Raw genomic sequence first — 18,168 nt, forward strand, 5'->3', positions numbered from 1 at the left:
TTGGACATGTTGGGCAACCTTAATCTAACTTGAGGTTTTATGCTGCCAAATTCTGATCGTTGATGCCAGCGAGAGGGTGCCATTTCGGGCATAATGAGGCTCCTCGACGGGCCCAGTGAAGGAGAAAGTGGTGAGTGCTGTCATTTCCGTGAAAGACCTGAACAAGATCTATCAGGGAGGCTTTCAGGCCCTGAAGAACATCAATCTGGATATTCACGCCGGGGAGATTTTTGCCCTGCTGGGCCCCAATGGTGCCGGAAAGACCACCCTGATCAGCATCATCTGTGGCATCGTCAATCCTTCCAGTGGCACCGTGCTGGCGGACGGTTACGACATTGTTCGTGACTATCGGGAAGCGCGCACCGCCATCGGCCTGGTGCCCCAGGAGCTCTCCACGGATGCCTTCGAGACGGTCTGGGATACGGTGAGCTTCAGCCGTGGCCTGTTCGGCAAACCCCGCAATGATGCCCATATCGAAAAAGTGCTGAAGGTTCTGTCCCTGTGGGACAAGCGAGACAACAAGATCATGATGCTGTCCGGCGGTATGAAACGGCGAGTGATGATCGCCAAGGCCCTGTCCCACGAACCCAAAATCCTGTTTCTGGATGAGCCCACCGCCGGGGTGGACGTGGAACTGCGCCGGGAGATGTGGGAGATGGTGCGCCAGCTCCGCGAGCAGGGGGTGACCATCATTCTTACCACCCACTACATCGAGGAAGCCGAAGAAATGGCTGACCGGGTGGGTATTATCCGTGAAGGTAAAATCATTCTGGTGGATGACAAGGCCCGCCTGATGCAGAAGCTGGGCCGCAAGCAGCTCACCGTCCACCTGGCCGAGCCACTGCAAAGCCTGCCGGCCACCCTGGATGACGACGCCCTGGCGCTGTCGGAAGATGGCTACGGGCTGGTTTATACCTACGACGCCAACCAGGAAACCACCGGCATTGCCGAGTTGCTGCGGGCTCTGAATGCGGCCGGCATCGAGTTCAAGGATCTGCATTCCCGGCAAAGCTCACTGGAAGATATTTTTGTGGATCTGGTCCACAACGGCCAGCCTGCACCTGCAAACGCCAGCTCAGCTGGAGAGGTCTGATGAAATTGAACATGTACTCCATTCGCGCCATCTACAAATTTGAAATGGCGCGGACCTGGCGCACCCTGATGCAGAGCGTGGCGTCGCCGGTGATCTCCACCTCCCTGTATTTTGTGGTGTTCGGTTCTGCCATCGGTTCGCGCATGGTGGAAATCGACGGGGTCAGCTACGGGGCCTTCATCATTCCCGGCCTGATCATGCTGTCGCTGATGACGCAGAGTATCTCCAATGCCTCGTTCGGTATCTACATGCCCACGTTCTCCGGCACCATTTATGAAGTGTTGTCGGCACCGGTTTCCTATGTGGAGATCGTTATCGGCTATGTGGGGGCGGCCGCTACCAAGTCCACCATTCTGGGAATACTGATCCTGATTACCGCCAGGCTGTTTGTGGACTACGAGGTGCAGCACCCGCTGATGATGATCAGCTTCCTGCTGCTCACCGCGATCACCTTCAGTCTCTTCGGTTTTATCATCGGTATCTGGGCAGATACCTTTGAGAAATTGCAGATTATCCCTCTGATGATCATCACCCCGCTGACCTTCCTGGGCGGCAGCTTCTACTCCATCGACATGCTGCCACCGTTCTGGCAAACCGTGACTCTCTTCAATCCCGTGGTTTACCTGATCAGTGGTTTCCGCTACAGCTTCTTCGGCAGCGCTGACGTACATATCGGTATCAGCATCGGCATGACCCTGTTCTTCCTGGCGATCTGTATCGCGCTGGTGTGGTGGATCTTTCGGACGGGATATCGGCTTAAGAGTTAACAGTAAATAGTTAAAAGCTTGAGGAATACTGTTCCTGGCTCCTGAAACGAAAGAGGCCGCGCCCATAAATTGGGCGCGGCCTCTTTGCTTACCTCTTTATTATTAATATCGCCAGGTTTCGGCAGTTGCGGTGGAACCCAGTGGTTCCGAAGCAGCTATCGGGTAGGTGTCAGTCGATCACGTTGAAGGTCATGCCGGCTTTTTCCTGTAGGCGCTTGAGCAGGGAGTCGCCGAGCAGGGACGCGGTGGTCCAGAAACCGCCGGGGGCATCCGCAGGCAGATCCTGCGCCAGACACGCTGCCGCCTGGCCCAGCAGCTTGGCGGTGGAGCCGTAGCCCGGGTCCGCATCGCCGGTGACTTTCACGCGGATGCTGTCGTTGTTGTCGGTAACGCCGAAAAAGCGGATGTCATAGAAGCCGGCTTTCTGGGCTTCCGGGCTGGGGCCTTCGCCGGGTTGTGGCACCACGAACTTGTTCAGCAGCCAGCGGGTCGGTTTGATGGCAGCGGCGGCGAAGAACAGGCCGGTGCCGGTGCCGATACCCAGGGCCTTCATGCGCCCGCCCATGCCCGGTCCGGCCAGCATGGCTTCGTTGTAGGTGAAGTTGTCGCCGTAGGCCTTGCCGTTGAGTGCATTGGAGCGATGCACGATACGACTGTTGATGGCGTCCATCACGAAAGGCGCGGCCCAGGCACCGAAGTCTTCATCGTTGCGGGGCATGCTGATGCTGTCCTGACGGGCATTGAAACCATGATTCGGCGGGCACAGCAGATAGGGGTTGGCCAGTTTCTTGCGCAGGGCCGGGTCTCCTGCGGCTTCTTCGGCAATATTCATCATGCTCGCCACTGTGCCGCCGGAGACGCCGCCTTTAGCGACCTTTACGCGCATTTTTACGCGGGTGGCGGGCGCCTTGAAGCGGGCCTGGGCCTGCTGCTGCAGGAAGTAGGTGCCCATGTCCGAGGGAATGGAATCGAAGCCGCAGCAGTGCACGATGCGGGCACCACTCTGTTTGGCCTGGTCTTCATATTCTTCCAGCATGGCGGCAATCCACTGCACTTCACCGGTCAGGTCGCAGTAATCGGTGCCGCTGGTTACACAGGCACGAATCATGGGTTCACCATAGAGCGCGTAAGGGCCCACGGTGGACACCACTACCCGGGTTTGGGCGCAGAGGCTGTCCAGGCTGGCGTCGTCGTTGGCATCGGCGGTGAGCAGTGGCAGCGCGCTGCCGGCCTGGCCCAGCTGGGCCTTTACCTGTTCCAGCTTGTCTTTGGATCGGCCTGCCGCCGCCCATTTCAGATCGCCATCCACCCCATAAGTGTCAGTGAGGTACTGGCAGAGAATCTGGCCGACAAAACTGGTGGCGCCAAACACCACCACGTCAAACTGTGCATCACTCATGGGAACTCCTTGGAAATGAACGCAAAGCGAAATCGGAACGACTGTCCAATGATGGTCCTATCCTAAGGGATTGATAGGGGTAAACGTAACCGGGAAAAGGCTCAGTACCCCTATCCTTTGCCAAACAGCGGGTGTTCGCGACAAAAAAAGCCCCACCAAGGAGGGTGGGGCAAATGCCATACCCGGTGCAGACTACGTGGTCTGTTTGATCTGGTATTTACGAATCAGTGCATCGCGCCGTGCCGGATCAAAGTTGATGTTGGCGGCTTCATAACCGGCGTGTTCCAGCATGCGTCGGTCCATGACCTTGAACCACAGCGGCGGTATATAGCTGATCAGGAACATACCGAAGTAGCCGTTGGGGAGCGTCGGCAGGCCCTCGAAATGACGCAGGCTCTGGTAACGGCGTGCGGGGTGCGCGTGATGATCTGAGTGGCGCTGCAAATGAAAAGATGCCCAGTTGGAGAACATGTGGTTGCTGTTCCAGCTGTGGTGCGGCTGGGTGCGTTCATAGCGACCATTGGCATCCTTGTGGCGGAGCAGACCGTAGTGTTCCACGTAATTGGCGGAGGTCAGTTGCAGGTAGGACCACAAGGTAGCGGCGGCAATAATGGGCAGCATTTTCCAGCCAAACAGGGCGATGATGCTGCTCCAGATGATCAGGCTTAGCACACCCGGTTGCAGAATCTCATTGTCCAGGGACCACACGGATTTGCCTTCCTTGTGCAGCCGCGCTTTTTCCAGGTGCCAGGCCCGCTTCATGGTGCCGGGAATTTCCCGCAGGGCAAACTTCCAGATGGATTCTCCCAGACGAGAGGATGCCGGGTCTTCCGGGGTGGCCACATCACGATGGTGGCCCTTGTTGTGCTCAATGGGGAAGTGGCCGTAGCCCACCGGCGCCAGTACCAGCTTGGCTAGCCAGCGCTCGGTGCGCGTTTTCTTGTGGCCCAGCTCATGGCCCAGGTTGATACCGGCGGCACCGCAGATGGTGCCGGTGAGCAGTACCATGGCAATGATGCCATGTAGTGGAAGTGAGTGGGTGCCAACAAACCACATGCCGAACAGGTACGCGCTCAGCAGGATCGGCACCAGGGCATAGGTCATTCGCCGATAGAACGGGTCGGCTTCCAGCTGTGGCACCACCTCTTCCGGCGGGTTGCTGCGGTCCTGGCCAATCAGCACATCAAGCAGCGGGATGGCCAGATAATAGAATGCCAGTGGTAACCACAGCAGCCAGGGCTCTCCGGTTGCCATCACCAATAGCGGACCGAGGAAAACGGTGCCCGGAACAAAGAGAGACACAATCCACAGGTGCCGCTTGCGATCGCGGTACTCGACGCCGGAAGGGCCGACAAATACGCCAGCTTGACTCATGGTATGACCTCATTGGTTATTGGTGGTATCTGAGTTTCTTCATAGTGTTCCGGAAAGACCGGGGCGAGCACCCCTAGAGGTGGCAAAAAATCGTCATAAAGTGACAGATTAAACAGGGCGTTTAGGGGTAGGCTAGGGACTCACTCACTGACAGGAGAGGATCCGATGGCGCTTGGGGAAATGGACCGGTTGAAGCCGGCCATTCATCCGACCTACAGCCGTGTGCTCTGCGCGCACCTGAAGCAGGAAGGCTTCAGCGATGGGGATATCTTTTCCGGTACCCGGCTGGCCTGGCAGGAATTGTTGAGTGAGCATCGCTATCTCAGCCTGGAACAGCTGTCGCGGTTGATCCGTCGGGCCTTGCGGTTGACTCAGGAACCCTGGATCGGGGTGAAGATTGGCGGCAATACGCCGGTGTCATCGCACGGCGCTCTGGGTTATGCGGTCGCCTCGGCGCCGGATATACGCACATTGTTGTCTGTGGTGGCCCGCTTTGTGGGGGTGCGCCTGCAGCTGATCGAGCTAACCTTTGAAGAGCAGGATGGCTGGGGTCGGCTACAGCTGAAGGAACAAACGGACCTGGGTGACTGCCGGGAATTTTTGCTCGGTGCCCTGCTGGGCAGTTTTTTCCAGATGACCGATGCGGTGTCCACCGGCCGCTCCCGTGGCGCCCGGGTCCACCTGCCTTTCGAGCGCCCGGCCTGGGCGGAGCACTATGAACGTTTGCTTGGCTGTCCGGTGGCGTTTGATGCGGAGTGCTTTCTGATTGAGGTGCCAGCAGAGCAACTGGCATCTCCTTGCCTGACCGCAGACCCGGCCATGCACCGCAATGCCATTCGTGATTGTGAACACCAGCTCAAACAACTGGAAAAAGGCGGGCCGTTCAGTCAACAGGTCAGCCTGGTGCTACTGGATTGTCAGGGTGAGTTCCCTTCCCTGGAAATCATGGCGGAAAAATTTGCCATGTCGCCCCGCACCCTGATCCGCAAGTTGAAAGCGGAAGACACCCGTTATCAGCAATTGCTGGATGATGTGCGCAGTGAGTTGGCAGCCTGGTGGTTGACGGAAACCCAGTTGCCCATAGAGCGCATCGCCGAAAAGCTTGGCTACCAGGATACATCCAACTTCAGCCGAACCTTTCGACGCTGGTTTGGAATGCCCCCTCTCGCCATGCGCAAGGAGGGGGCGCTGTAAAAGACCCCGGCGTACACGGGGGGGATAGTGGTTCGCCGGGGTTGTCCTCTCAGTGTTTCCTGAGGACAAAATCCACTTTTTCTCGCACCGCACAATCCGGGCACGGCCAGTCATTGGGGATTTGCAGCCAGCGGGTGCCCGGCGGAAAACCTTCCTTCTCTTCGCCGCGACTCTCGTCATACACATAGCCACAATTGGGGCACTGGAACTGGTGCGGGGTGTCGATTTCCTGCTCCGCCTGATGGGCTTCCGCCACCGCGCCTTCCGCCACATCCGGTTCCGAGTCGGCGCTGTGATAGGTCACCGCCGGCTGTTGCCATTTCTTCAGCAGCTTCTCCCGTTTGCCCGGCTGCAGGTTGGCCTGGGTCAGGTCACCCTTGTAGTGCTGGTATACCAGCGGGTCCATCTTCTGGTACCAGACAAAGGGAATGTAGGCCGGCATCAACATGGAGGCATAACCCGAGGGCAGTTGTGGGCTGTCATCAAAGTGGCGCAGCGCCTGGAAACGCCGGGTCGGGTTGGCGTGGTGATCAGAATGGCGCTGCAGTTGATAGAGGAACAGGTTGGTCACGATGTGGTTGCTGTTCCAGGAGTGTCTTGGTTCGCAACGCTCATAGCGGCCGTCGGCTTTCTTCTGGCGCAGCAGCCCGTAGTGTTCCATGTAATTGATTACCTCCAGCAGGGAGGCGCCGTAGAACGCCTGCAACAGCAGGAAAGGCAGCACAATCCAGCCCAGCCACAGGGTCAGTAGCCCGAACAGCACCACTGTCATCAACCAGCCCTGCAGATTTTCGTTTTTCAACGACCACAGCGGATCCTCGCAACGCTCCAGGCGCTGGGCCTCGATGTGCCAGGCGGATTTGACGCTGCCGATCATGGTGCGCGGCAGGAACCGCCAGAAAGATTCACCCATGCGGGCACTGGCCGGGTCTTCCGGGGTGGCCACGTTCTTGTGGTGGCCCTTGTTGTGTTCCACAAAGAAATGCCCGTAGGCCACTGGTGCCAGGGTGATCTTGGCCAGCCAGCGCTCGGTTTTGGTTTTCTTGTGGCCCAGTTCGTGGGCGGTGTTGATGGCGATGCCGTTCACCGCGCCGACACTGAAGACAAGGCCTACCAATCCCCACATCGGCGTTTGTCCCTGGGCTACCAGCCAGGCGCCCATAATGGTGGCGAGATATTGCGTTGGGATATAGGCATAGACGATCAGGCGATAATACTTGTCGTCTTCCAGTTGCGGGACGGCAGATTCCGGCGGGTTGTTGGTGTCGGTGCCGATGACCCAGTCGGCCAGGGGAATGAGGCCGTACACCAACAGGGGGCCGCCCCAGAGCAGGCCGGGCCAGTCCCAGATAAACATGTAGATGAGTAGAAACGACACAGCCAGTACCGGAATGGCGGGGCTGAGTAACCATAGGTAACGTTTGCCGTCATGCCAGTCTGTAAAAGCGGTGGTTTGTTCTGCTGATTTCATGTCTCCACCCTGCATGCAAAGTTATCACTTTGAACCTTAATCGCTGATTTCAACGTGGCGGCAAAGGCTCACGTCATGCGCCGCGATGAAATCACGGTTTCAGTTTTAAGCTATACCCAATATTGCGGATGGCCAAGCCATGGTTTGTATTAACTTGGCAACCTTGCGGGGCTTTTCGCGGAAAGAATTTGCAGTGCGGTGGTGCGAATAAAAAGATTGTTAACGGCGATAAATTACGTTGGGATAGGGAGGAAAGGGATGCGTCACTGTTGCCGCTGTAGAAGCCACAGGGCCAGTTTTTCGAGGATTTTTCGGGAGACAACGGATGGAGAAAAACAACAGCCACCACGAATTTGATGTGCTTATCATCGGTGCCGGTCTTTCCGGTATCGGCGCCGCCTGTCACCTGCAGAAAGAATGCGCCGGCAAGACGTTTGCCATTCTGGAGCGGCGTCAGGCCATGGGCGGCACCTGGGATCTGTTTCGCTATCCCGGCATTCGTTCCGATTCGGACATGTTCAGCTTCGGCTATGGGTTCCGCCCCTGGAACGAACTGCAGGTGCTGGCGGACGGGCCATCCATTCGCAACTATATTCACGAGACTGCCGATGAATACAGGGTCAGCCCGCATATTCATTATGGTCTGAAGGTCACCGGGGCGGCCTGGTCCTCCTCGGAGAAACGCTGGACTGTAACGGCGGAGCGCGAAGATAGCGGGGAAACGGAAACCTTTCTGTCCCGTTTTCTGATCGGCTGCACCGGTTACTATAATTATGATCAGGGTTATCTGCCGGAGTTTCCCGGTATGGACCGGTTTCAGGGTGCCTGCGTGCACCCGCAGCAATGGCCCAAAGACCTGGATTACCACGACAAGAAGGTGGTGGTGATCGGCAGCGGTGCGACAGCGGTGACACTGGTGCCGGCCATGGCGGAAGAAACGTCGCACATCACCATGCTGCAGCGATCACCGTCCTATATCTTTTCTGTTCCTGCCTACGACAAGTTTTCTGAATTACTGGATCGTGTGTTGCCGTCCGGTTGGGTCTACCGCATGGCCCGCTGGCGTAATATCAAGTTGCAGCGGCTGATCTATGTGATCGCGAAAAAGTATCCCGACTTTACCCGCAAGCTGTTGCTGTCCAACGTGAAACGTCATGTGGGGAAAGATTTCGACATGACGCATTTTCAGCCCGTTTATCAGCCCTGGGATGAACGGCTCTGTGCAGTGCCGGATGCGGATCTGTTCCGGGATTTGCGTGAAGGCAAAGCCGACATAGTGACCGACCATATCGATACCTTTACGGAAAACGGTATTCGTCTCAAATCCGGCCGCGAACTGGACGCGGATATCATCATTGCCGCCACCGGTCTGAACCTGCAGGTGCTGGGGGGAATGAGCCTGTCGCTGGATGGCGAGCCTCTGGATGTGAGTGAGCGGATGACTTACAAGGGCGTACTGATGGAAGGCGTACCGAACATGGCCTGGATATTCGGTTATACCAATGCGTCCTGGACCCTGAAAGCGGATATCGCCTCGGCCTATATTTGCCGCTTGCTCAATTACATGGACGCGGAAGGGCTGACGGTCGTCACCCCGGAAGGGGACAGCGATCTGACCCTGGTAGACAGATCCATCATGGACGCCCTGGCCTCCGGGTATGTGAAACGTTCAAGCCATAAACTGCCCCGCCAGGGGCGACATCACCCGTGGAAGGTGGTCAACCATTACGGCAAGGATAAGCATATTTTACTGGAAGAGCCGGTGGAGGATGGCTTGTTGCGGTTTTCGTGACGGGAGAGAATTAGCTACGAGCTACGAAGTAATTCCACTGTTTTTTTCTGTCTTGTAGCTCGTCGCTGGTAGCTAGAAGCTGATCATCACCCGCAACACTTCTTGAATTTCTTGCCGCTACCGCAGGGGCAGGGATCATTTCTGCCACGCTTTAATGCGGTGACTGAGGGTGTGCCGTCCAGGTAATACCAGTGGCCGTTTTCGCGCACGAAACGCGAGCGTTCTTCGAGTACGCTCAAGCCCTGACGATCCTTGCTGGTGGCGCAAAAGTGTACCCAGCCAGTATCTCCCTCTTCGCCACTGGCGATGATCTCCAGAGCCAGCCACTGCTGGTCGTCATCCAGGTCCAGCCCGACAGGGCGCTGGCTCAGGTGCCAACTCCGGGCGATGTAGTCGGTATTTTTCAACGCAAAGGCGGAAAACCGCGAACGCATCAACGCTTCCGGTGAGGCTGCCGGCTTGCCCTGGTGGAGAGGCTGGCAACAGTGTGCGTAGTCCAGTCCGGACTGACAGGGACAAGCGCTCATGGGGTCTCTCCACTAAAGCAATCGAACAGCGCCAGCAGATCCTGGCGCAAGCGGGGCAGATTCTCGGCCCAGGGATCATTCAGTACCAGCGCATTCATGGCGCCGTTGAGCAACACGGCCAGTCCTTCGGCGCTGCCGGAAAAGTGCAGGGCGCCTTCTTCCATGGCTTCGCGAATGCCCTCACGCAACAGCGGGAAGCTGTAACGCTCGTCCAGGGCCCGCCAACGCTCCTGGCCCAGCACCGAGGGGGCTTCGACGACCAGGATGCGTCGCACATCGTCCCGGGCCATGAAATCCACCCAGGCCAGGCTGCCGGCCTTCAGAGTGGCCAGGCTGCCGCGCTGCCCGGCGACGGCTTTCTCGATGGCTGCCATGGCTTCCCGGCTGAGCAGATCGCAAACCGCTTCGAACAGCTCCGCCTTGTTGTGGAAATGGTGGTACATGGCGCCCCGGGTCACCCCGGCACCGGACAGAATGGTCTCCGTGCTGGTGTCCGCGTAGCCCTGTTCGGCAAACAGGTGGCGGGCGGCATTGATCAGGCAGCCGCGGGTCTGGGCGCGACGTTGGGCATTGGTGGCCATGATGTCCTCTTCTGGTTGACAAACAGACTACCAGTTTGTTTTTATTTACTCAAAACAGACTGATTGTCTGTTTTATTCACAAGGAGGTATCAGATGAAGATCAGCGACTGTTACCCCATCGTGGTCACCGAGCATAAAGTGGCCTGCCGGGATTTCTGGCAACAGCATTTCGGCCTGGATGTGCTGTTCGACAGCGACTGGTTTGTGCTGCTGGGGGACGAGCAGCAGGGCAGCGTGGTGGCGTTCATGAGCCCGGATCATCCCTCAGCCCCACCGGGCCCGGAGACCTTTGGCGGGCAGGGACTGTGCCTGGAGATCGAAGTGGAGGATGCCCGTCAGGCGCTGGCGGATTTCCAGGCCAGTGACGGCCAGGTGGACTACCCGCTCAGCGACGAGCCTTTCGGCCAGCGCCGCTTCGGCCTGCGTGACCCGTCCGGGTTATGGGTGGATGTGGTGGAGCAGATTGAGCCGCAGCATGGCTATTGGGATCGGTATATGCAGGCGGTGTGAATGCCGCTGTTGGAGCTTTGCATGCAAAGCGAATCTCAGACCCCGGACCGGCAGAAGCCTTCGCTTTGCGAGCAAAGCGCCAACGGGAGACGGCAAAGCCTAGAGGTTGAGCAGGTGCCGTTCGATGGTAAAGACATGGTCGTCTTCAGCGTCCATGTCCCGCAACGCCTCGGCCAGCTGCAGCAGATAATCCCGGTTGCTGCCGCTGGGGCCCTGGCTGGTGGCGATGTGACGGGCAATCAGCAGTTCGTCGGTCTGGCCGAGAAAAGCGGCATTGTCCTCGGTGGCAATATAGACCAGACCGTCCGCCTGATCCCCGTCGGCAAAAGTCAGTGGAGTGCGAAAGCGCAGGTAACCATTTTTCTCCCGATGGTCGAGATGCTCGAACACATCCGGGGTAATCCGGTACGCCATACCGGTGCAGAGGGCGCCCGGTGTCTGAATCAGGGTGACCACCCGGCCGGGGCGGTCCGGGGTGCCACGATGGTCATGGGATCCCTGCCAGAAACGACGTGCCCAGTCGTGGATGGTCGCGGGCCGTCGTTCCAGAAAGGGGAAGTCCGCCTTGTAGATCAGAGAACCATAGCCAAACAGCCACACCGGCTGATGTGGGTCCAGAGAATGGCGACGGCGGTTTTCGGCGGAGGTATCCAGCATGGTTTTCTTGATCCCGGTTCGGTGTCTTCACGGTAGCGGCGCTATACTGCTTGCTCAGTCTAAACGCCGGGGAGACCATGAAAGACGTACGCGAAGAATATCATGCCGAGGGCCTTAGCGAAGGACACCTCCACGACAATCCCGTAGAGCAGGCCCGGCGCTGGGTGGATGAAGCCATTGAAGCCGGGTTCCCGCTGCCCAACGCCATGACCCTGGCCACGGTCAGTGCTGACGGCCAACCCTCTACCCGGGTGGTATTACTGAAAGGGATCGAAGGCGGCGGCTTTACCTTTTTTACCCATTACGACAGCCGCAAGGGTGAAGAGATTGCGGCCAATGCCAAGGTATCGTTCACCATGTTCTGGCAGCCCTTTGACCGGCAGATGATTGTGATCGGTGAAGCCAGCAAGGTGGATGAAGAGGAATCGGAAAGCTACTTTGCGTCGCGACCCTACGCCAGCCAGATCAGCGCGGCCATTTCCCCGCAAAGCCAGCCGACCAGCCGGGAATGGCTGGAAGCGGAAGTGGAAGCCTTGCAACAGCAGCACCCGGAAGCGCCAGTGCCCCGACCTGCCAACTGGGGTGGCTATCGCATCACGCCCACGGAAATCCAGTTCTGGCACGGTCGGCCAAGCCGACTGCATGACCGTTTCCGTTACCGCAAACAGGCGGACGGGAGTTGGGTGAGGGAGCGGCTTGCGCCGTAAAATGCGCTCGAAAGGCCTTGTCGATCTATCGTTGTGCCGTCGCGGCGCGGTTGTGCTCGTTGAATGCAAGGACTTGCCGTGGAAATAATCTTCACTGTCTAATAAGCTTATAACCAGGATCGGGATAAGGCAGTACCGTTGAAGATTTTGATTGTGGACGATCATCAGCTGTTTGCTGATGCGTTAAGAATCACGCTCAAGCATGCCTATGCAGAGGCGAGTATTACCACTTGCGAACAGCCAAAGTGGTTGCTGGATAATCGCCAATTATTACCGGCGTATGATCTCGTGATTCTTGATCAGTCCATGCCTGATCTGGATGGGCTTACCCTGTGGAGCTTGATTGGCCGCCTGATGGGCGAGGCTAAAGTGCTGGTGTGTTCTGGCTCTGCCACAGAAACCACTGTGCGCCGGGCCGTGCAGTTGAAGGTCAATGGCTTCGTGGACAAAAGTGAATCGGTAGAACAGATCCTGTTTGCCATTCGTGAAGTCATGACTGGCCGTAGCTATTTTTCTGAATCCTTCCGGCTGATGGCCGGCACTGCCCCGGAAGAAGCGCTCACCCTCACTCGTCAGCAACTTGCCATTCTGGCCATGCTTCAAGATGGCCATGGCAACAAGGAAATCGCCCGCCAGCTGTTTGTCAGCGTGAACACCATCAAGACCCACCTGCGCCTGCTCTACGAAAAACTGGATGTGCCCAACCGCACTGCCTGTATCGAAAAAGCCCGTCAGATGGGGCTGCTTTAGGCTACGCTGCTGGGCGCGAGCATTTCCTCCAGTTTTGCGGTCAGGGTATCAGCGGCAACCGGCTTGAACAGCACATCGATGTCATCAGGCAGAGTCTGGATAAAATCCGGATTGGTGTTGCCGGTAATGATGAGTGTTGGCACGGGCTGACGAAATAAGGCGGTGACAGCTTCGATCACCGAGCCAGCATTGGTATGCGGCCCAATCTGATCATCGGTGATCACCACTGACGGCGGTGAACCGCGCTCTTTCAGTGCCTGCATGGCCGGTTCCAGTGCATGGTGAGCAGATACCGTTGCGCCCAGGCTGCCCAGCAACCCGCTCAGGGCTTCCGTGACGCGTTTGTCATCATCTATCAACAGCACTGTCAGTGTTTCAAACAGCGGCAGCGCATTGACCACGTTGTCAGCGGGCGGCGGCAGGCAGGTGGCCGCCGCCGGTAACGTCAAGGTGAAGGTGGTGCCTTCCCCCTTCCGAGACCGCATTTGCACCGGGATCTCGCACAGGGCACCCAGCCGGCTGACAATGGCCAAGCCCAACCCCAGTCCGTTCTGGATCGAACGTTGGTCATTGTCTATCTGCATGAATTCCTCAAACACGTCAGACTGGTAAATGTCGTCAATGCCGATGCCGGTATCCTCGATGTCCAGCAACAATTGTTTGTCTTGCTGCCGGGCGACGATACGGATATGGCCCTGTTCGGTGTACTTGAGGGCATTACTGACCAGGTTGCGAACAATGCGGGCGAACATGATGCCATCGGTGAAAATATGCTGGCCGGCCAGGTTTTCGATGATCACCGTCAATTGCTTGGCGCTTGCCTGGGGGCGTACCTCATCAAGGATCGGCTGCAGGGTATTGAGCAGATTGATAATACGCTTACGCGGTTTCAGTCGCTGTGACTGCAAGCGTGACAGCATGAGCAAGTGCCCCAGCAGTTCATTGCAGGAGGCAATGGCGGTATCCAGTTTGGCGACGATCTCGGGTTGTGGGGCGGCATTGTTTTTCAGCATGGCGGCATACAAGGTGGCCGCCTGCAGCGGTTGCCTCAGATCGTGGCTGGCCGCGGCGAGAAAGCGGGTCTTGCTTTCGCTGGCCTTGCTGGCGCGTTCACTGGCCTGTTCGGCTTCAATGCGCAGGGCAATGGTGCTGATTTGTGAGCGGTGGATGTAAAGGCTGAACAGCACCATGAAAATCAGATTGATTAGCGGGATCATTTTGATGATCCCGGGCGCCTCCGGTACGTAAACCAGAATAAAGGCCAGCCAGGCCAGATAGACCGGAGTAATGAAGCCGATAAAAATATCCGGATACACCCCCATGGACACGGACGGAATCGAGGTGGCCACCGACAGGATAACCAGACAGGTCAGCAGGGTTACCGGCGTGGCCCCTTGCAGGAAGAGATAAGGGAAACTTGACCAGAGTATCGCCCAGATCATGGCCAGGTAGAGGTTTAGTCGATGCCATTTTCGGGTTTTAGGCGCTTCGTGTTCCCGATGGGCGTTGTAAAACCGGATCAGGAAAAGAGATTGTGCTGCGACACAAATGAGCACGGTATACCAGCCGATAAAGGGCGGCTCGGTACGCAGCTCCAGAAAAAATAATGGCAGTGCCGCCGCAATAAAAAACGACAGCACCATGCGTGACCCCACCTCTTCCATGAACAGGTTGTGGCGCTCCTGAAGGATGCGTTCGCGGTTTTCCGTCACCGCACGACGAAGGGTTTCTGGCATGGCTGGCAGGTTTGTAAAATGACGACTACCAGTCTAGCCCGATTATGACGGCGTGTAAGTGTCCCCCGGTGAAATTCACCCATCAGGGTGAAGAAGCGGCGTTCCCCCCGATGCTCTAATGAGCCTCTCTCTGGGATGAGTCACTAATCGGGGTAAACGTAATGATCAACAAGCAACTCACTCAACTGGCTGCCGCCATCGGCGTGGCCACCATGATGACCGCCTGTGGTGGCGGTTCTTCCAGCTCTGGCGGCGGTGGCACCACCGTGGCAGAAGGGGGCAATGGCTTTGTGGTATTTCCTGCGGCTGAAAGCGCCGGCGCCATTGCGGTGCTCCGTGCCACGGCAAGGGCGGCGCTTCCCACGGAATACCTTTACAAAACGGACGGTACCCCTGCCGGCACCAGCAAGATTGTTGATGACAATAACAACGGTTTTGAAGTGGGTCGTTTCGGCGGTGGTTACATGGCGGAGCTGGACGGCACGTTCTACTTTGCAGGCAAGGACAGCAACGGCGATGTGGAGCTGTGGGCCACCGACGGCACCGGCGCGGGCACCGAGCGTGTGGCGGACATCTATCCCAATGGCAACGGTCAGCCGCACAATATGGTGCCGGCGGCTGGAAAATTGTTTATGAATGCTGTGGTGGATCAGTTTGGCCGCGAGCTGGTGGTTTTCGACCCCGTTACTAATGACTCAGTAGTGTTGTCGTCAAATATTAACGGCAACCCGACCAGCAATACGGCGCCTGAGTCCCTGACCCCGGTGGATGGCGGCCTGTTCTTCTTTGATCAGCCTGCCGGCGATGTCTACTTCACCGATGGTACGGCGGCAGGAACCGCGAAGATCGCCACCAATAACGACGCCATCACCGGCGGCTCTCTGGCGAAATACCCGGAACTGATTGGCGATGATGATTGGCTGGGATATAACGGCAAGCTGCTGTTTACCGGGCGTTTCAACGCCACTGATGCTGAAACCCGCCTTTACGAGCTGGATCAGAATGGCAATATCGAGGAAATTGTCTTTGTTAATAACGGCTTCAACGTGCGGCTGGATATCACCCAGAATGTGGTGACCAGCAACGGCAAGGTGTATTTCGTTGCGGATGCGGGCGCCAGTGTCCCGGACCTGCATATCTTCGAATATGATGGCAGTTCCGTCGTTAAATTGACCGGCAGCGAAGGCAACCGTCCTTATAATGATAGCCTGGTAGGTACGTCACTGGGTCTGTTCATGTACGTGGAGCAAGCCGGGGTAGCCCCGTATCTGTTGCGCGTGGACAACACGGGAGGCTCTGCAGGGGTTGGCGCGGCATTGCGTAGCACGGGAGATTATTCCTTCTCTGATGTGGAGTACATGGTCGAGGCTAACGGTACGGTGTTCTTTGCGGCGGATACCGAGGGCGCCGGTGGCAGTGATTTCGGTACCGAACTGTGGAAGACCGATGGCACCTCGCAGGGGACGGAGCTGGTCAAGGATATCAATGATACTGCGGCGGGTGCAGGTTCGGAGCCTTTCCCGCTGGCGTTTATGTATCAGGTGCCTCCCACCGTGAATGGTGAGCTGGGCAGTAAGTACCTGTTCATTGCGAATGATGGCAGTTCAGGCTTGGAGCCTTGGGTGTCCGATGGTTCGGCCACGGGAACGGTTATCCTGAAGGATATCAGCGCTGGAGCGGGTAGCAGCGTGATCGACTGATTCAGGTTGTGAGCAATATCAAAGCGGGCCTCTGGTCCGCTTTTTTTATGGGCAGGGCCTTGCTCCCAAGTGATTTTGCTAATGATGCTATTCGTTGTCGCTACAAATGTTTGAACCAGAAGTATCATGTTGCCAGATTGTGGCCAGGAAGGATCCGGACAAATTGTGCCAGATACTGAATAGCGCACCGGGTAGCGCGGCCATGGCACTGAAGTGCTTCACCGCCAGAGCCACTCCCAGCCCGGAATTCTGCATGCCCACTTCAATGGCGAGGGTGCGGGCGCGCTTTTTATCCAGGCGCAACAGCCGTGCGATGCCGTAGCCGCTGGCCAGGCCGAGACCGTTGTGGGCCACCACCGCAATAAAGATGGCAATGCCTGCCTGGGCAATGCGTCCCTGGTTCAGTGCCACGATAATCCCGATCACCACCACAATGGCCGCCACGGAAACCAGCGGAAAGACATCCCGCAGCGGTGCCAGCTGGCGGGCAAAGCGGGTGTTGAGAAAGCAGCCCACGGTCACCGGCAGCAGCACGATTTGCAGCAATGAAATCAGCATGCCATCGATGGGCACCGGAATGCGCTCGCCTAGATACACCCAGGTCAGTAAAGGCGTGGCAACCACCGCCACGAGGGTAGAGGCAAAGGTAATGGCCACGGACAGGGCCACATCCGCCCGCGCCAGATAGGCGATCACATTGGACGCAGTGCCGCCGGGGCAGGCGCCCACCAGTACCAGCCCCACCAGTAATTCCTGGGGCAGCTGCAGGGCGATGCCGATGGCAAAGGCGAGCAATGGCATCAGGCTGTACTGCAGCAGCAGCCCCAGGGCGATAATTCCCGGCTGGCGCAGCACCCGCTGAAAATCCTCCCAGGTGAGCGACAGGCCCATGCCGAACATGATCAGCATGAGCAATGGCACAATAGCGTCCTTGCCGCCGACCAGCAGGGCAGGTTGCCAGTAGGCCAGCAGGGAAAACAGCAGGGCCCAGAGTGGAAACAGTTGGGTCAAGCGGTGGAGCATTGTGGTCGCCTGTCAGTGTGCAAGGCGGCCAGTGTAAGCTGACTAGGGTATCGACGCACAGGAGCAACCCGTGAAAGCGGTGATTCAGGAAGAGCTATCCGGCTGTGGTATTGCGGCGGTAGTGGCCCCTCCCCTATGAATATGGCTTCTGATTGCAGCAGTGTTCTGATTGTTAGCATGGGCTTCCTGCAGCATGTGCAGGGTAATGTTGCGGACGGCATGTCGGGAGGATTCGATGTGGCTCTGCAGATGATGCTTGGCATCTTCAGCCTGGCCATTCTCAACGGCCTTGAGGATGGCGGCGTGTTCGTCATAGGTGGCCGCAATGCGGTCTTGCTGGGTGAAATCCAGGCGCCGGATGATACGCAGTCGTTCGGTAAGATCCTGATGAATGCGTTCCATTTCCCGGTTGCCCGCGGCGGCGACAAGTTGGCCGTGGAAGTTCTCGTCCATGACACTGACAGCAGGGCCGTCTGTCGGTCTTTCGATGGGGGATAGGCTCCATTGTTGCTTCAGTTGCTGCAGCGTTTGGTTTGCTGCAGCTCCCCTTGGGAGCTGGCAGAGGGTATCTACTGCCGCGCATTCGAGAACGGTGCGAACACCGTAGAGTTCTTCGAAATAGCGAAAATCAAACGGTTTCACCTGCCAGCCGCTGCGGAACAGCACATCCACATACGATTCACGCTGTAAACGAAATAACGCTTCGCGAACTGGGGTGCGTGAGGAGCCCATTTGTTCGGCTATATGGTTTTCGGTGAAACGGTCTCCGGGCAGCAGACGATAATCAAAGATGTCTTGCTTGAGTCGTATGTATATTTGTTCTGCCAGACTGGGATCTCTGTTGCCGGAATATCGGGTCATGAGAGTGTCTCCATCTGTTTCACTAT

General features: G+C 57.5%; 17 protein-coding genes. 8 read left to right on the forward strand and 9 right to left on the reverse strand.

What is annotated here, in order from left to right:
• Window positions 1–130: 130 nt before the first annotated feature.
• Together ACMG4M_RS02795 and ACMG4M_RS02800 are read left to right on the forward strand one after the other, a co-directional pair.
• Window positions 131–1,093, forward strand: a complete 963-nt coding sequence (locus ACMG4M_RS02795) for an ABC transporter ATP-binding protein (RefSeq protein WP_084573413.1) — start codon at window positions 131–133, stop codon at window positions 1,091–1,093.
• 5 nt (window positions 1,094–1,098) lie between these two features.
• Window positions 1,099–1,860 (forward strand): ABC transporter permease, encoded by a 762-nt coding sequence (locus tag ACMG4M_RS02800; protein WP_414431115.1) that lies wholly within the window; start codon window positions 1,099–1,101, stop codon window positions 1,858–1,860.
• A 169-nt stretch (window positions 1,861–2,029) separates the two neighbouring features.
• Here ACMG4M_RS02800 and ACMG4M_RS02805 read toward each other — a convergent pair whose 3' ends face one another.
• Both ACMG4M_RS02805 and ACMG4M_RS02810 read right to left on the reverse strand, forming a co-directional pair.
• A complete protein-coding gene (locus ACMG4M_RS02805; RefSeq protein ID WP_035246237.1) occupies window positions 2,030–3,259 on the reverse strand; it encodes a saccharopine dehydrogenase family protein in 1,230 nt (409 codons plus the stop codon).
• 192 nt (window positions 3,260–3,451) lie between these two features.
• Window positions 3,452–4,633, reverse strand: a complete 1,182-nt coding sequence (locus tag ACMG4M_RS02810) for an alkane 1-monooxygenase (RefSeq protein ID WP_414430682.1) — start codon at window positions 4,631–4,633, stop codon at window positions 3,452–3,454.
• Window positions 4,634–4,798: 165 nt separating this feature from the next.
• Here ACMG4M_RS02810 and ACMG4M_RS02815 point away from each other — a divergent pair, with 165 nt between their 5' ends.
• Window positions 4,799–5,827 (forward strand): AraC family transcriptional regulator, encoded by a 1,029-nt coding sequence (locus tag ACMG4M_RS02815; protein ID WP_414430683.1) that lies wholly within the window; start codon window positions 4,799–4,801, stop codon window positions 5,825–5,827.
• A gap of 49 nt (window positions 5,828–5,876) precedes the next feature.
• Here ACMG4M_RS02815 and ACMG4M_RS02820 read toward each other — a convergent pair whose 3' ends face one another.
• Window positions 5,877–7,298 (reverse strand): fatty acid desaturase, encoded by a 1,422-nt coding sequence (locus ACMG4M_RS02820; RefSeq protein ID WP_349677496.1) that lies wholly within the window; start codon window positions 7,296–7,298, stop codon window positions 5,877–5,879.
• A 325-nt stretch (window positions 7,299–7,623) separates the two neighbouring features.
• On the opposite strand from ACMG4M_RS02820, the gene ACMG4M_RS02825 reads away from it, so the two are divergent.
• Complete coding sequence (locus tag ACMG4M_RS02825) at window positions 7,624–9,090, forward strand: flavin-containing monooxygenase (RefSeq protein WP_414430684.1); 1,467 nt, start codon at window positions 7,624–7,626, stop codon at window positions 9,088–9,090.
• A gap of 86 nt (window positions 9,091–9,176) precedes the next feature.
• On the opposite strand, the gene ACMG4M_RS02830 is transcribed toward ACMG4M_RS02825, so the two are convergent.
• Both ACMG4M_RS02830 and ACMG4M_RS02835 read right to left on the reverse strand, forming a co-directional pair.
• Window positions 9,177–9,617, reverse strand: a complete 441-nt coding sequence (locus ACMG4M_RS02830; RefSeq protein WP_272975285.1) for a YchJ family protein — start codon at window positions 9,615–9,617, stop codon at window positions 9,177–9,179.
• Window positions 9,614–10,198, reverse strand: a complete 585-nt coding sequence (locus ACMG4M_RS02835) for a TetR/AcrR family transcriptional regulator (RefSeq protein WP_272975286.1) — start codon at window positions 10,196–10,198, stop codon at window positions 9,614–9,616. Before ACMG4M_RS02835 ends, ACMG4M_RS02830 begins: the two co-directional genes overlap by 4 nt.
• A 93-nt stretch (window positions 10,199–10,291) precedes the next feature.
• On the opposite strand from ACMG4M_RS02835, the gene ACMG4M_RS02840 reads away from it, so the two are divergent.
• On the forward strand, window positions 10,292–10,708 hold the full coding sequence (locus ACMG4M_RS02840; protein WP_414430685.1) for a VOC family protein: 417 nt from the start codon (window positions 10,292–10,294) through the stop codon (window positions 10,706–10,708).
• Window positions 10,709–10,807: 99 nt separating this feature from the next.
• On the opposite strand, the gene ACMG4M_RS02845 is transcribed toward ACMG4M_RS02840, so the two are convergent.
• A complete protein-coding gene (locus ACMG4M_RS02845; protein WP_414430686.1) occupies window positions 10,808–11,365 on the reverse strand; it encodes a gamma-glutamylcyclotransferase in 558 nt (185 codons plus the stop codon).
• 77 nt (window positions 11,366–11,442) lie between these two features.
• On the opposite strand from ACMG4M_RS02845, the gene pdxH reads away from it, so the two are divergent.
• A complete protein-coding gene (pdxH, locus tag ACMG4M_RS02850; protein ID WP_035250448.1) occupies window positions 11,443–12,072 on the forward strand; it encodes a pyridoxamine 5'-phosphate oxidase in 630 nt (209 codons plus the stop codon).
• 138 nt (window positions 12,073–12,210) lie between these two features.
• Window positions 12,211–12,822: a response regulator gene (locus ACMG4M_RS02855; RefSeq protein WP_414430687.1), complete on the forward strand. Its 612-nt coding sequence runs from the start codon at window positions 12,211–12,213 to the stop codon at window positions 12,820–12,822.
• Here the strand turns inward: ACMG4M_RS02855 and ACMG4M_RS02860 are convergent.
• Window positions 12,819–14,558 carry a hybrid sensor histidine kinase/response regulator gene (locus ACMG4M_RS02860; RefSeq protein ID WP_414430688.1) on the reverse strand — a complete coding sequence of 580 codons (1,740 nt, stop codon included), beginning with the start codon at window positions 14,556–14,558 and terminating at the stop codon, window positions 12,819–12,821. The two genes, ACMG4M_RS02855 and ACMG4M_RS02860, sit on opposite strands and share 4 nt — an antisense overlap.
• Before the next feature lie 161 nt (window positions 14,559–14,719).
• Here ACMG4M_RS02860 and ACMG4M_RS02865 point away from each other — a divergent pair, with 161 nt between their 5' ends.
• Window positions 14,720–16,258, forward strand: coding sequence for a hyalin (locus ACMG4M_RS02865; RefSeq protein WP_272997041.1), 1,539 nt, complete (start codon window positions 14,720–14,722; stop codon window positions 16,256–16,258).
• An 87-nt stretch (window positions 16,259–16,345) separates the two neighbouring features.
• On the opposite strand, the gene ACMG4M_RS02870 is transcribed toward ACMG4M_RS02865, so the two are convergent.
• Both ACMG4M_RS02870 and ACMG4M_RS02875 read right to left on the reverse strand, forming a co-directional pair.
• Complete coding sequence (locus ACMG4M_RS02870) at window positions 16,346–17,281, reverse strand: bile acid:sodium symporter family protein (protein WP_414430689.1); 936 nt, start codon at window positions 17,279–17,281, stop codon at window positions 16,346–16,348.
• 84 nt (window positions 17,282–17,365) lie between these two features.
• Window positions 17,366–18,142, reverse strand: a complete 777-nt coding sequence (locus tag ACMG4M_RS02875; protein ID WP_414430690.1) for a GntR family transcriptional regulator — start codon at window positions 18,140–18,142, stop codon at window positions 17,366–17,368.
• Between the last annotated feature and the right edge of the window lie 26 nt (window positions 18,143–18,168).

It is taken from the genome of Alcanivorax sp. IL3 (assembly GCF_047495465.1).
Lineage (GTDB): Bacteria > Pseudomonadota > Gammaproteobacteria > Pseudomonadales > Alcanivoracaceae > Alcanivorax > Alcanivorax jadensis.

What these genes read in the sequence shown, in the direction of transcription:
- pdxH (WP_035250448.1), top strand. Translation starts at nt 11,443, where the DNA reads ATGAAAGACGTACGCGAAGAATATCATGCCGAGGGCCTTAGCGAAGGA.
- ACMG4M_RS02835 (WP_272975286.1), bottom strand. Translation starts at nt 10,198, where the DNA reads ATGGCCACCAATGCCCAACGTCGCGCCCAGACCCGCGGCTGCCTGATC.
- ACMG4M_RS02875 (WP_414430690.1), bottom strand. Translation starts at nt 18,142, where the DNA reads ATGACCCGATATTCCGGCAACAGAGATCCCAGTCTGGCAGAACAAATA.
- ACMG4M_RS02825 (WP_414430684.1), top strand. Translation starts at nt 7,624, where the DNA reads ATGGAGAAAAACAACAGCCACCACGAATTTGATGTGCTTATCATCGGT.
- ACMG4M_RS02865 (WP_272997041.1), top strand. Translation starts at nt 14,720, where the DNA reads ATGATCAACAAGCAACTCACTCAACTGGCTGCCGCCATCGGCGTGGCC.
- ACMG4M_RS02840 (WP_414430685.1), top strand. Translation starts at nt 10,292, where the DNA reads ATGAAGATCAGCGACTGTTACCCCATCGTGGTCACCGAGCATAAAGTG.
- ACMG4M_RS02815 (WP_414430683.1), top strand. Translation starts at nt 4,799, where the DNA reads ATGGCGCTTGGGGAAATGGACCGGTTGAAGCCGGCCATTCATCCGACC.
- ACMG4M_RS02860 (WP_414430688.1), bottom strand. Translation starts at nt 14,558, where the DNA reads ATGCCAGAAACCCTTCGTCGTGCGGTGACGGAAAACCGCGAACGCATC.
- ACMG4M_RS02830 (WP_272975285.1), bottom strand. Translation starts at nt 9,617, where the DNA reads ATGAGCGCTTGTCCCTGTCAGTCCGGACTGGACTACGCACACTGTTGC.
- ACMG4M_RS02805 (WP_035246237.1), bottom strand. Translation starts at nt 3,259, where the DNA reads ATGAGTGATGCACAGTTTGACGTGGTGGTGTTTGGCGCCACCAGTTTT.
- ACMG4M_RS02820 (WP_349677496.1), bottom strand. Translation starts at nt 7,298, where the DNA reads ATGAAATCAGCAGAACAAACCACCGCTTTTACAGACTGGCATGACGGC.
- ACMG4M_RS02870 (WP_414430689.1), bottom strand. Translation starts at nt 17,281, where the DNA reads ATGCTCCACCGCTTGACCCAACTGTTTCCACTCTGGGCCCTGCTGTTT.
- ACMG4M_RS02845 (WP_414430686.1), bottom strand. Translation starts at nt 11,365, where the DNA reads ATGCTGGATACCTCCGCCGAAAACCGCCGTCGCCATTCTCTGGACCCA.
- ACMG4M_RS02810 (WP_414430682.1), bottom strand. Translation starts at nt 4,633, where the DNA reads ATGAGTCAAGCTGGCGTATTTGTCGGCCCTTCCGGCGTCGAGTACCGC.